This window comes from Paraglaciecola sp. IT1134 (assembly GCF_058068185.1).
In genome coordinates this window covers 1,003,419-1,017,010 of record NZ_CM176486.1, presented here as the reverse complement: position 1 = coordinate 1,017,010, position 13,592 = coordinate 1,003,419, and the positions used below count along the sequence as shown (strand labels likewise).

General features: G+C 39.7%; 7 protein-coding genes. 1 reads left to right on the top strand and 6 read right to left on the bottom strand.

Annotated elements, in window-relative coordinates; translation table 11 throughout:
- Positions 1-416: 416 nt before the first annotated feature.
- From AC3RV5_RS04415 to AC3RV5_RS04405, 3 genes are all read right to left on the bottom strand, one after another.
- Entirely contained in the window at positions 417-1,916 is a 1,500-nt protein-coding gene (locus AC3RV5_RS04415) for a sulfatase family protein (RefSeq protein WP_489730758.1), read from the bottom strand.
- 183 nt (positions 1,917-2,099) lie between these two features.
- On the bottom strand, positions 2,100-3,260 hold the full coding sequence (locus tag AC3RV5_RS04410) for an aldose epimerase family protein (RefSeq protein WP_489730757.1): 1,161 nt from the start codon (positions 3,258-3,260) through the stop codon (positions 2,100-2,102).
- Positions 3,261-3,280: 20 nt separating this feature from the next.
- Positions 3,281-5,128 (bottom strand): alpha-1,3-galactosidase-related protein, encoded by a 1,848-nt coding sequence (locus AC3RV5_RS04405; protein WP_489730756.1) that lies wholly within the window; start codon positions 5,126-5,128, stop codon positions 3,281-3,283.
- A gap of 553 nt (positions 5,129-5,681) precedes the next feature.
- Between AC3RV5_RS04405 and AC3RV5_RS04400 the strand changes: the two genes are divergently transcribed.
- On the top strand, positions 5,682-8,525 hold the full coding sequence (locus AC3RV5_RS04400; protein ID WP_489730755.1) for an outer membrane protein assembly factor BamB family protein: 2,844 nt from the start codon (positions 5,682-5,684) through the stop codon (positions 8,523-8,525).
- 100 nt (positions 8,526-8,625) lie between these two features.
- Here AC3RV5_RS04400 and AC3RV5_RS04395 read toward each other — a convergent pair whose 3' ends face one another.
- The 3 genes from AC3RV5_RS04395 to AC3RV5_RS04385 all read right to left on the bottom strand — a co-directional run bounded on the left by AC3RV5_RS04395 (position 8,626) and on the right by AC3RV5_RS04385 (position 13,569).
- Positions 8,626-9,636 carry a LacI family DNA-binding transcriptional regulator gene (locus AC3RV5_RS04395; protein WP_489730754.1) on the bottom strand — a complete coding sequence of 337 codons (1,011 nt, stop codon included), beginning with the start codon at positions 9,634-9,636 and terminating at the stop codon, positions 8,626-8,628.
- 170 nt (positions 9,637-9,806) lie between these two features.
- Entirely contained in the window at positions 9,807-11,153 is a 1,347-nt protein-coding gene (locus AC3RV5_RS04390; RefSeq protein WP_489730753.1) for an MFS transporter, read from the bottom strand.
- Between the two features lie 460 nt (positions 11,154-11,613).
- On the bottom strand, positions 11,614-13,569 hold the full coding sequence (locus tag AC3RV5_RS04385; protein ID WP_489730752.1) for a sulfatase-like hydrolase/transferase: 1,956 nt from the start codon (positions 13,567-13,569) through the stop codon (positions 11,614-11,616).
- Positions 13,570-13,592: the final 23 nt, after the last annotated feature.

Here is a 13,592-nt window from a genome sequence, read left to right as displayed (position 1 = left end):
TTATTCCTTTGTTAACAACTCAATTAAAGGGCAAACGTTGCCACTTTGCAAGCCGAAACATGCGAATAGTTACGATAAACCACAAAAAAAACAATGACGGCGCGGATGAATTATTCTGACACTAAAAACGCATACTTAAGCAGCACTTGCAAGGCTAAGTGGTATATCCAGCTGCAATTTCGTTTTGGTAAGAGGAGTAATCATTTCAACTTTTAGTAAACACAAAAATGTAGGATTACGTATTACCAAACATACTGTTTTGAAGGGAGTTTTTCTTATTTCGCAAAATAAAAACCTTGAGGCATCAACATTAAGATGCCAATTAAGAAACTGAAGATATTTCTAAGCGATGATACTGCTAAGAAAATGCTGTGTTTAGTAATCACCAAACACACATAAGAAATGGGTCATTACTTTTATTCAGTCACATAATCTTGTTTGATTTTCAGCCCTGGTTCATCATATTTTTTTAGCTGTTTAAACAATTCTGTTTGCAGCATATTTGCGATGTCTGAATAATTTTTATCGTAATAAAAATTGATTAACTCATTCGGGTCTTTTTCTAAATCAAATAAATACGGTTTTTCATTTTTATCAATCACCAACTTATAACGATCATTAACCGCAGCTACCCACCAACCACCAGACTTGGCATAATATGTAATTCTATCGCTATTGACTTCTGTTTCTGAATTTGTGAAATCTTTTGCTGTATCTAAGCCATGAAATTTCACGTCTGTTTTGATGCCCATTAAACTTAAAATGGTTGGGGTAAAATCGACATTGGTATATGCGGTATTAATCACTTTTCCTGATGGAATTTTATTTGGATAACGAATTATAAATGGCACTCTGGCAGACGCTTCATAAGGTACGCCTTTGTTTCTTCGATTATGTTCAAAAAACATATCTCCATGATCTGATGTGAATACAATGATGGTGTTTTCAGTAAGGTGGTTATCCTCAAGAAATTTAAGAATACGCCCTACACTATCATCGATATGACTGACCATTCCGAAATATTGCTTTAAGGCTTCTTTGTCGTTTTCAAAAGATTTTTCACCTATGGTTTCATTCTGTGTTGTGTCAGTTGCCCAAGAAGGTTTTATCGCAACATACTCTGGTAACATGGTTTTGGGTGCTGCAAAATTCATGTCTTTATACATAGAATTATAAGGTGGTTTTGCATAATCTGGCGTATGTGGGTCTGGAATAGACAACATTATCGCAAACGGTTGATCTTTATCTCGCTCTAATATCTCTAAGGTTTTATCTGTAAAAAAATCAGTAACATGAATGACTTCATTTTTAGGTAACTTGGCTGCGCTTCTTTCATTAATACCTTTAAAATTAGCTTCTGTTATATGAAAGTATGGAGCATGACCGCCGCGCATCATATAACGATTGTCGTCAAAACCAGCTTTATATTTTATCCCAAAAGTGTATTTGTCGTGTCCTGCCAAATGCCATTTACCAACGTAAGAAGTTGCGTAGCCTTGTGCACGTAAAATGGTGGAAAATGTTGGAATATCTTCACTGATATGAAGTCCATTTTTAGGTGCGCCTGTTGCTTGCGGATATAAGCCCGTAATCAATGAAGCTCTAGAGGGCGTACAAACCGGAGATGACGCGTAATAACTGGTCGCTATTGCCCCTTGATCTGCAATTTTATCAATATTTGGTGTCGTCGTATTATTGCCTTTTCCCCAAACAAAAGCTTGATCTTCAGACAATAATTTTTGATAAGCACTTATTGTCCTAAAATTATGCTCATCTGTGTGAATGATGATTAAATTTGGTTTAGTCGCAGTCTCATTCTCACTCGTTTGATTACTGTGTTTTGAATTTTGCGAGTTACAACCTAAAAGTGACGACACAATAATAAATGAAATTAGTTTTAAATATTTTGCATGCATATTTGTTTTGATAATAATTGCCTCTATGTAGATAGAACATAAATAATATGTTTTGGAATAAACCAGCCAAGGTGATTTAACCGTAAACTGCTTTGTTGCAACTAGAAAGCGCCACGAGCGCAGCTAAAGCCATCAATTGCAGTGATTGTTGTTAAGCTCAAATTCAAAATCCCACTAAATTTTTTACTCCTCGGCATACTTTTCTGTTGAAAATTGAAATATGGTGGTTGATTTAAATGGCCTATCTGCACTGATTTCAGAATTTGGAAAACTTGGATCTGCAGGTGAGTTGGGGAATTCTCCCGTCTCTAAACAAATACCTTGATGAGTTTTATATTTCTGTTTGCCCCGGCCTATAACGCTGTCATTTAAATAATTCGCGGTATAAATTTGTAAACCTCTTGATGTTGATGAAACGGTGAGTTTCCTACCTGAGGTTTTGTCCTTTAGCTGAGCCAATTCTACTAATTTTGGGAAAGGTAAATTTGATCTGCGAAGCCAGTAGTGATCGATTCCCTTAGCAAACTTTAGTTGCGTGTGTGATTGAGAAATCGCACTTTTTATGGTTCTAAATTTGCTAAAATCAAAAGGTGAATAATCTACGGTGACAGCCTGACTTTCCGGAAATCCTTGCTGATCGATTGGCAAATATTTATCTGAGTTTATTTTCAGTTGATGTGAAAGCACATCATTTTGTGTTTCTGGCTGTAAATTAAAATAACTGTGTTGAGTTAAATTCACCACTGTTGGCTGATCAGTGGTTGCCATATAATCTATTCTAAGATTTTGCTCTGCATCTAAGGTATAAGTTACCGTGGTTTGTAAGTTGCCAGGGTACCCTTGCTCCCCGTCAGGACTAAAATAAGTGAGAGTTAACCTGCTGTAGTTATCTGTGGTGGATAATTTTCCTTGCCAAAGCACTTTATCAAAACCTTTGTTTCCTCCATGAATTTGGTATTCTCCTTTATTTGCAGCTAGAGATACTTTGCGACCATTGATGGTTGCTTGAGCATTGCGGATTCGATTCGCATATCGACCTACAATGGCCCCGAAGAATCGATTTTTAGTTTCATAATCTAGCAATTCATCGTAACCCAAAACGACATTTTCGATTTTACCATCTCTATCAGGTACTAAAATATCGGTAATAATACCGCCATAATTAATCGCTTTTACCGTCATATTGCCTTTTCGCAAAGTGTATTGGTAAACTTCTTGACCGTTTAGCAACTTGCCATATAACTCGATGTTTGCATCAGTTTGTTTTGCAAAGGCAAATGGGGAACACAGAAAACCACACAGTGGGAAAATCAAAAGTTTAGGAATATTTTTGACTAATTTCATTTTCGACCCATAAGCCTGATTCAATCAAATCCCAAAAATTCATTATCTTTAATGACGACGCCATCGCTAAATCGGGTCCTGAAAAACTCAGGCGTTTTAAGCGTTCTAGCTGGGAAAAAATCGGTCTTATTTACCTGGTTATTTTTGAACGTGACATCACTCACGGAAAACAAATCTAACAGCAAACCCTTGTCATACACATTGAAGGTATTATTCTCAATTAAGATATTTTTGTTGTAGCGAGAGACATCTTGAAATTCCTTATCAATACCCGCAGCGACTGCAATAATGGCATTTCCCCAAATACTAAAGTGGCTATTATCAAAAATATTATTGCGTATGGTGACGTTGCGCACACCTCCTTGTTCGTACCAATTTCTGGCGTCTCCTTCAAATAGTATTGCCGCACCAGGTACATGAAAGTAGTTGTCCTCAACCACTGTTTTGCCCCGGCTATTTAACAGCATTCCCCTCGCCCGGTTGCGTCTTATGGTATTGCCTTTGATTAAAACATTGGCGTAGTCTCTTACTTCTGCTATTGAGTCGCCCACTACTATTTTAGGATCAATTGCAGAAGCAAAGGTCACTTCATAAATTTCTGTATTGAGTTTTTTGACCTTAGTGACGGTATTGGTTCCATAGGTGATCAAACTCTTGCCTTGCACCAACTCCATGGTATCGCCGGCGTCGATAAAATCGAATCCCCATTGCTGCGGATGCTGTATTTTTATCAGTGCAGTGTTTGGCGATTTAAGTTGCAAAAACATGGCGTAAATTCCATGAATGTTGGTAGCATCATCTTGTTGATTTTCGAATAAATTATTAACTAGCTTAATGTCACCGTCACAATTGTTAAAATGGGTTGCATCGGCTGTCGCGCTAATTATTCGACCTTTTGATGGTGTTACCTGACTATTTTGGATCGTAACATTACGGCATCTTTGGCCTAAAACGCCCATTCCACCGGCATGAAATATGGTCACGTTATCCAATAAAACATCCGCGCTATCAGAAATAACAATCGCTGGATATTTACGATATTTTGACGAAAAGGTCATTATGTTACCAACCGTACCTTTCAATTTAGGATGAAAAATACGGATGTTATTCTTACCGATTAATTTTTCAGCTTTTAGCCATGCCCCTGTTTGTATATCCGACGCCATGTAAGCCGTGGCACGGGTATTAACATCGTATTCCAAGAGTCGTTTAAATGCATAATCTTGGGCGTGTAATGCGTCTTTTCTGTGCTCTAACTTTTCGTTTATTGGGTAACCTGGCGGATATTCCCTTAGCGCCTGAAATTCTAAAATACCAGCTTCACTAATAATGTATGGGAAGGCATCAGGGATGTGCAGATCCATAAAACCAGCCCCCTGCGCTAATATGATCCCTTCACTGTGAAAAGCTCGATTGAAATCAATACTAAGATTTTTAATTGATATGTTTGAGGCGTCTTGGAGAATGAATGGATTAATACCTCCATGCATAATAAATGCAGATCCTTGACCGTCAATTTTCAGATTACTCACATTTTTCAGATAGAATACAATGCGTTTAAGGCCCTGATCATTGTTACTTATAAACGTATAATCTTCAGTCGCCAGGTCAGGATAAAAATGATATTCACCTTTAGGAAAGGTTAATTTTGTAATTGCGTGTTCTTTGGCATATTTTAGCAATTCAGCCACTTTGTGTGTGCTGTCTTGCATCCCTGGTTTCACGCCAAAATCAGCCGCATCTAGCTCTAGATTGATCGATGTATCGCTATCGTTGGCGATTGAATTAGTGGTACTGGCTGCCAACAAAACAAAGCAGAATAATGCAATGTTGACGTTCTGGATGATGCACTTCAAGTCTATTTTCATGGTTCTCACTTTATTTATCTATTACCTAAAGCTGCAATTAAGAAAGCATACTTTCCATGTGCGAAACGTTTTTTTGCGGCTGTGTGTGACCAGAGTCATTCACGACAATACAACAAACATCCTTTTGCTCAGGTACCAATAGTTACTTTTAGCTTAAATCAATAATTGTTAGTCTTTTGTTATTATTTACCATTGGCGGCAAATTTATGCAAAAAAAATGATAACGAAGTCCTTGTTTTTATCATACTTTACATACCCTAACTTAACAGCAGGCTGTACACATTACTTAAGTCTTTAAGTCATCATTGCAAGGTAATAAAAGATGCAAACCAGCCCTTACAACAAATGTAATATATCGATTAAAATCAGTCAGCTACAAAAACACCACAGGTGTACTACACTACTTGTAATATACTTTACACAAAACTGCAGACTGGCACCAACAACGACAATTGTAAAGAAGTGCAAAGTTCCTGTATTTTACCGGAATAGCGCTTGAAAACAGGCAAGCAAAGGGATAACGTTGCACCTACTATTTTCATAAGGATTTTTAATGTATATAAATACCAGTACATACAAATCAATTTTAGTACGCTGCTCAATTTCGTTGCTTAGCGTATTTTCAGCATCAAGTTTAGCAAGTGATAAGGCTATATTAAGTATTGATACAGGTTACACAATCACTAACGTACGCTCGGTTGCAAGTGATAAAGAACCGCTGGTATTTGCTTCTACCTATGAAGGTACCCTGCTCGTCGTAACTGAAAGTGGTGAGATAAAATGGAAAAATACACTTTCAGGCTTTATGAATCATGATATTTGGGCCCAAGATATTGATAACGATGGCGCAAGCGAATATTTCGCCGCTAATGCCGACGGAAGTGTTTATGCGCTAGATCATCAAGGGAATATAATGTGGCGTTTCGCCCCTACTGAAGCGCCTGTGAATGCGGTTACCGTTATAACCAATGGAGAGACACCCGTGGTGGTTGCTGGAGGCTACGACAACAGCTTTTATTATATCGATGTGAAAGGACATTTGATTTCTGAAGTTAAATCGGCAGATTATTCAATCAGCGAACCAAAATATAAACACACTAGCTCATTTGATGAAGAAGGAGCTAGGGAGCCGAAGCGTAAAAGACACGCAATCAACTTCCTAAGGCCTATAAACAAGAATGATGGATCACAATCGCTTATTGTTCAAACCGCCATCAATTCGATGCAAACGTCTGGCAGTCTATATTTATTCGATTACCTCGCCCAAAAGCCAAACTACGGGCAAGACATTAGTGCCACGAACACACCGATCGGTGATCTAAAAGTAGTCGACATCGATAATGACGGGAATGACGATGTATTGATGGGCAGTACAAAAATAAAACAAAATGGTTTAACCATTTTTCAACCTAGCAACAAGAAACAGTACATTTTTACCCTTGAAAAAATCAGTAAAAAGCTCAAAGAGTTTGGTTATCGTGTGGCACAGCCTGAAGTTGTTAACTATCAAGGCATAAAAAGCTTCTTTCTTTTGTATGGCAATAGACTTGCGATATTTCCGGTTGATAGCACAATCCATGACGTCACAATTTATACCAGTCACTACTCGTTTAATGATATGTGGCGAATAGAAAATACCAATAAAATCATTCTGGCTAGCGTCCAATCTGGCGGGAGCAATATCCACATAATCGATTTAGACAATGAGCACTGGAGTGACGAATTTGAAGCACTTGAGCCAACTGGTAAAATGCAAAGGGTTAACCAAAACGTACAAACGCTAAAAAAGCAGGTAAACGCATACCTGCCTCAATATCAAAATAAGCCAGTTTACTTTATGTCTGACAACCGCAATGCCGACTCAGATGTGATTGAACATCTTCGTGAAAACTATCAAAGCCCTGTGTTTCTAAATTACGGAAACTTAGGCTCCGAAAATTACGATCGCAGCGTCATTAAAAATAAAGCTTATAGAAATAAAAAGGACAGAAGGCAAAAATACAATTTGTCGCAAAAAGATGTTCTCGCAAAAGCCGAAAAATTATATAAGGGTGATCATGGAGCATCTTTTTGGGGGGGACATGGCAATGATCCTCACTTTCGAAGTTTAGATACACACAAGAAAACACTGGATCTGGCTAAAGGATCTAAAACGGTGATGATCTTCCCCGAGATAGCACATTACAATCGCGATTTCGTTGAAATGCTTGACGATTTTTTCTACCCATTAGCAGAATATAGTCAGCAAAAGAATGGCATTATATTCCTTAGAAACAAACACACGTTTTGGCAATCGCAAGTCTATCGCTCTGGCTGGTCACGTTTATTATCGGGTGAATTTGCCGACGTATTTGTTCCAGGCATGGAAGAAACAACAGATAAATCGATGGAGCTTAGTTTATCAGCACGCATGGGCCTATGGGTGGCTGGCTCTGTGGATGCCTGGGGGACGCGCTTTTCACGAGATAACACCAGTTTTGACAGGTTACGTCAACGTTCTCACCAAATGGTTCCTAATCACGCCCTTCGTCAATTTGTTTACCATATTGCAAGTGGCTCTACCTACATCAATAATTTTGCCTACGACTCACAGTACATGGAAGTACTGTGGGAAATGATTGCTAAGGGCATAATTTACGTACCCAATATCCGCGACATTGTCAGTTTTTCACCGGTGCACCTCAGTATTTTACCTCCTGATGGCCATTACACTGATGAAGGAAACAACGTTAAGTGGCTCAATATGTTTGATGCCAAGGTTGAGGAAGATAACAAATCGGTGTTTAGTCGACTCAATGGTACGTGGCCTGGCGCGCCTGTCACAGATTACGATTTTTCTCGTTATGCTGCAGGCGTTAAAGATAGAAGGTTAAATTTTTTACCTCCATACAATGATGGTCTAGTCTTGATTACACCACCACAAGAAGGGCCCTACGCTGACAAAAACGCAAATCGCCCCCCATTGAAAGATAGTCTTAACCCTTTGTATGCAGATATTCTTCAAGAGTTTTATACCGATGGACGAAATTACTACTCAAAAGATGGCAAACACGTTTTTGCCGCCGACCAGTATTACACCGTCATAGAACAAGCAATTAAGCAGGCCGCAAACGCATTACCGATAAAAGTAACAGGAGCGGTGGCTAGCGTAACCGCACAAATAAACCCAGAAAAACTGAGATTAACCCTTATCGATAGCGGCTATATTAATCCGTCAGACAGACCGGTAACGCTGCAATTCAATGATAAGTTGAATATAAAATCGGTGGTGGACGTACTCACTGGCGAGAAAATAAAGGTAGAGCACGAAAAAGCAACGCTCGTCGTTCCTGCTGGCTTATTTAGATTCATTGATATTAATCTGAAGCTGAACAGTGGCAAAAATATGAATAAATAGCACTTTCGTGCAGGTGTAACTCCGTTCTAGGCTAAACCATTGCGTTTAGCCTTAAACTAACTAATGAGTCAATATGGCCGGGCAGCCTGGATAATCATCGTTACTTTTTAGAGATATTCATAACTGAATCGCGCTCTACCAGTGTCGGCATGAAAAGATGCGTTCTATTGCCTACCGCTTCCTTTTGAGTGGTTAGTTGAATCGACAATTCGGTGGCATAAAATGCCATATCATGAACAGGATAGAGCATGGTAGTTAAATTAGGCCGACATATTTGTGCTAGGAGTGAGTCATCGAATCCGATAATGGATACATCGTGAGGTATTCGGTAGCCCAAATCTTGAAACGCATTACTTGCTCCGATTGCCATTACGTCGTTGTAAGCAATAAGCGCTGTAAACTCAACACCGGATTTTACTAACGCTTCAGCAGCCTTATATCCGTTAGCTAAACTAGGACGCACAATAACAATGTTTTCAGTGGGTATACTTAAACCTGCTCGAGAAATTGCTTTTTGAATGCCAAACAATCTGTCCTCGGCATCCTGGTTATCTCTATCACACGCGATAACAGCAAACTTTGTGTGACCTTTTTTCAGTAAGTACTCTGCTGACATTCGACCGCCCGCAACATTGTCCAACCACACACATCGCTCTGCGAGCGAGTCAACCTGGCGATTGATAATCACTAAACCATCTATATTTGAAGCTAACTTTTCTAAGGTTTCTTCAGAAGACAATTTACTGTGCAAAATAATATTCGAGCAGCCATGTTCTCTAAGCGAATTAATCGCCTCAATTTCTGTATCAACTTCACCTGATGAGTTACTCATCATCACTTTATAGTTAGCGGCTTTTGCTGCTGCAGCTACACCTGATGCAATGCTACCAAAAAATGGACTAGCGAAATTAGGCGTCACAATGCCGACCATTTCTGCCTTTTGGCTAACAAGAGCCCGGGCGTTAATGTTAGGATAATAGCCCATTTCCACAATGACACTCTGCACATGAGCTCGGCACTTTTTGCCTACTTTGCCCGCGCCACGTACAACCCTAGAAACCGTTGAAGGTGATACTCCAGCGACCCTAGCTACATCTTTAATCGTCACCATTTTATCTCTGTACCCAAAGTTCATATTTCATATTTTCACGACGACTTCGCCAGCATTTTGCGCCTAATTAAGCGATGAGTGCAGTATATCATCTGAACGAAAATAAACGGTTAAAATACTGCATGTTACCGTTTATTTTGCGCTCATATTTGTCACAAATTCCCCAAGTACTAAAGCTTGCGTAGCCTGCTCTTAAATAATAAGAAAAGAATCAATAACGCAATAAACGCGGTACCAAAACTTAATATTATCCTCATCATGTAAAGCGTATTGTCGCTTTGCATAGAGCCTAGGTTGGCGTCAAAATCGATAGCATTCAAAATGATACCCAAAGCAAGTAACGCCATCGCTTTGCTGATGTAATTCACCCAAGAGTGCATTGAGATAAAAATCCCTTTGATATCGTAGTGACACTGTTTTTCATGTTTTGCGCAAAGATCTGCAATCAATGAAGGGATTATCAGCGCATTGCCAGTCCAAACGAAGTTTGAAAATACTGCATCTAAAACAATCCACCAGCCAATCGATGGAACAAATAAAAACCACTTCACTAAGCCACTCATGGCGGCTATCAAAAAAATAAGTTTCAGTGCATTTAGCTTTCCCATTTTACGCGTCATATATAATACTAAAGGTATGTATAAGATACCGAGAAACGCATACGCGCTCGATAACGCGCCCTTTAAAACTGCACCTTGTGCTATGTCTCCTTCGCTAACGAAATACACCAATAAGTAGTAGTCCATTGACACTGAGCAGCCTATGCCCAATACAATAAGCGTAACGAGTAGCATCAAATAGAGGAAGTCAGGATTACGAGAGACGGTTTTAATCTTGGTGCCAAGACTTACCTCTGTTAGCACTTGGGTGCTCGGTTTTTCTTTGAGTAAAAAAACCGGAATAATCCCCATCGTCACAATCAACACCAACCCAATCGCCCAGCCAACTATTTTAACGCCCGCAAAAATCGAACCAAAGATTGCCAGTTGTGTTAATGGAAACGCCCACTGATAAGTCATTCCACAGACGCGGCTAAATATATTGGTAACCGCAAAAATGCGCGTCCGTTGATAGCTATTATCGCTTGCTTCAAACGTCATGCATTTCAACGGAATGCTATAAAAAGCCCCAGCGATGTGAAAAAGCAAAGAAAAAACACCGAGATATAAAAATTTATGGCTATCACTCCACTCCAGCGGCACACTCCACAGCACACCGTATAAGCAGCCGCTCGTTACTGCGGCACAAAATAAAAATGGCTTTCGGCGACCAAATCTTGAATGAAACCCATCCGATAAATGTCCTATCCATGGTTTTAATGTCGTCGCAATAACCATCGGGATCACCGAACATAAACTCAATAAAAACGGATCAAGGCCCAATGTCATTTGATAAAAAGGGATAGCAAAAAGCAAAAAACCTTGATTACTGTAAAACATAGACACATGTCCAAACCCCAAAGCGAACAGAGTTTTGTTTTCTACAATATCAGGTCCAGCAGATTCGGCTGTCGGCATTTTTTTTTGCTCTAGAGTTAGTAAAAGATTGATTGCTCACGGAATTAATTAACTGTCTGCAAGATGAACAACCAGTGTAATGCAATTATTAGCGCTTTATCTATGGCTATTTCAATCATTGGATACGGCACGTTCATCAGGGATGGACATGCGAACAGTCAGTACAAATAGGCAAGGAAAAGCGAATATAAACAGAGAGATAAATTGAAAATATGTGTTGATACGACATACCATGTTTAAAGCCTAAATTGACAATTGCCGTCCGTCATAACCCAATCAAACGAACAAGGTCGAGAGTATTAATGGCAGGTTAACTTAACCATCACTTTGCCATATCAAGGCGAAACGACTTTGATTATTTTTACGAACTCATTTTAGAAGTGACTTGGTGCGACGTTTTTATAGGCAAGAAGCGGTTAACATCAATCAATAATGTAACCGCATCGTATTGTTAAAAAAGCTAATTTTCGGCACTAATGTACTTCCACCGAGCGGATAGCCAAGTGTCCATCATGCGGTAGCCAAGCGCTCTAACAGATAATGTTTGACGTCGTTCTGGCATGAGTGTTTCAGGGAAAATCCATCCTCCTGACTCATGAAAATAAGTAGCTATATTTAGCAACTCTAATAACGCAATATCACTTGGCGCCTCTGCAAACATTTTACCAAGCGTTACAACTGGATCAATTTTACCCACAATTCCTAGAAACTCTGCAGCTCTGCCTTTGACCAAGACATTGTCGTCATTTTCTAATAACGTGCTAGCAGATTGAATAAATACATCCGCTTCGTGACCAAACGAACTCAGCACGATTAAAGCCCAATAGCGTTGCCACGGGTTTGTTGATTTTAACAATACTGCAAGCTCCTTTTCGACCGCGTCAAACGGTTGCAACTGTAGATTGGCAATATCAATCAATTCTGCTATCTCATCCATATGTTGCTGACCAAAGGCCACAGGATTGTTTACGGCGTTTTCAAGCAAAAATGATTCAGGATAAAAGCTCAAATCGGGCATGGATTTGACTTGCCTATTTAGCATGGCCCGCAGCTTAACCAGCTCGTCGTGATACTGAGGATCATCGGCTAGATCGTGTAATTCATCTGGGTCTGATGCGATATCATAAAGGCGTTCTGGCGATTTAGCGCGGAAAAATGCCGATTGGGTATTCGGTAACTTACCTTGGCGATACAACTCTTTCCATTCACGGTAGGCGGCTTGTTTATATCGATACTCGGCGAACATGCCGTCCGGATAATAAGGCTGATAACTACGAATGTATTTGAAGTTTCCTTTTCGAATCGCGCGAAGCAGATCGTATTTTTCATCAAAACGATCAGCATAAGAAAAGCTATAATCTCGGGTTGCCAATGATTTTGTACTGACGTCCATTCCTAGAAAAGCGCGGCCGTCATGTTGCGGCGAAGGCTTAATACCGGCTAATTTTAATAATGTCGGCGCAAAGTCGATAAAGTTTACAAAACCGTCAAGTCTTGCGTTCTGTGCATTTTGCATGTCGTCAGCGAGTAAATATTTAAAATGTTCAGGAACACGAACCACTAAAGGCACATGTAAGCCCCTTTCAAATAGATAGCCTTTACTCCCAGGCATTACACCTCCATGATCCCCAAAATAAAAGATAAACGTATCTTCTAATAAGCCCTCGTCCTCTAAATTTTTAACGAGCTGGCCGAGTTTGTTATCGATGGTAACGTGGTTATCTAAATATCGCTCTAAGGTATACCTGAATAATGCCGTGTCAGGATAAATCGGGAATCTATCCATATTTTTGATGCTGTGATCATTTTTGTGGGTTTTTAAGTCCTCAATAGGAAAATGCAGCGTATGCTCATGGGTATCTTTCCAGGTTTGCATATGAAAAAACGGCTGGTCGGCTTTACGACCGCTCCAAGAAGCCGTTTTACTTGTATCGTTCCAAACGGTTGTTTTAGTTTTTTCAGTAAAATTAAAATCGTTTTTAGCATTATTAGAGGTGTAATAACCCGCCTCTTGCATCAGCTGGCCAATAGATTTTACGTCATCGGGCAGCGTAGCAAGTTTATATGGTCGATGAAATTCCGTGCCTATACGTGGCCCATAAGCCCCGGTCGTCAGAGTCGTTCTGGCCGTTGAGCACACGGGGGCATTTGAAAAAGCGCTATTGAAGATAAGACCCTTGGCCGCTAGTTTTTCAACATTTGGCATATTGACGCCAAAGCCCTCAGGATTATCTGGGTTATAGATTTTCAGGAATTCAGCAGAGTTATCCTCAGAGACGATCCACACAAAATTCGGGCGCTTTACCACTGCAGTCTCACTATTACTTTGCCCCCAAGAAAAACTCAACGGTAAAAGCCCAGTGAGTAGAATTAATGAGCGAAGCGTCACGCTGCTATATACAGTACGTTTTTTCATAGTATTAATGACACCTTAGGTTG

Coding starts and splice junctions, on each gene's coding strand:
- AC3RV5_RS04415 (WP_489730758.1), bottom strand. CDS start 1,916: ATGCATGCAAAATATTTAAAACTAATTTCATTTATTATTGTGTCGTCA.
- AC3RV5_RS04410 (WP_489730757.1), bottom strand. CDS start 3,260: ATGAAATTAGTCAAAAATATTCCTAAACTTTTGATTTTCCCACTGTGT.
- AC3RV5_RS04405 (WP_489730756.1), bottom strand. CDS start 5,128: ATGAAAATAGACTTGAAGTGCATCATCCAGAACGTCAACATTGCATTA.
- AC3RV5_RS04400 (WP_489730755.1), top strand. CDS start 5,682: ATGTATATAAATACCAGTACATACAAATCAATTTTAGTACGCTGCTCA.
- AC3RV5_RS04395 (WP_489730754.1), bottom strand. CDS start 9,636: ATGGTGACGATTAAAGATGTAGCTAGGGTCGCTGGAGTATCACCTTCA.
- AC3RV5_RS04390 (WP_489730753.1), bottom strand. CDS start 11,153: ATGCCGACAGCCGAATCTGCTGGACCTGATATTGTAGAAAACAAAACT.
- AC3RV5_RS04385 (WP_489730752.1), bottom strand. CDS start 13,569: ATGAAAAAACGTACTGTATATAGCAGCGTGACGCTTCGCTCATTAATT.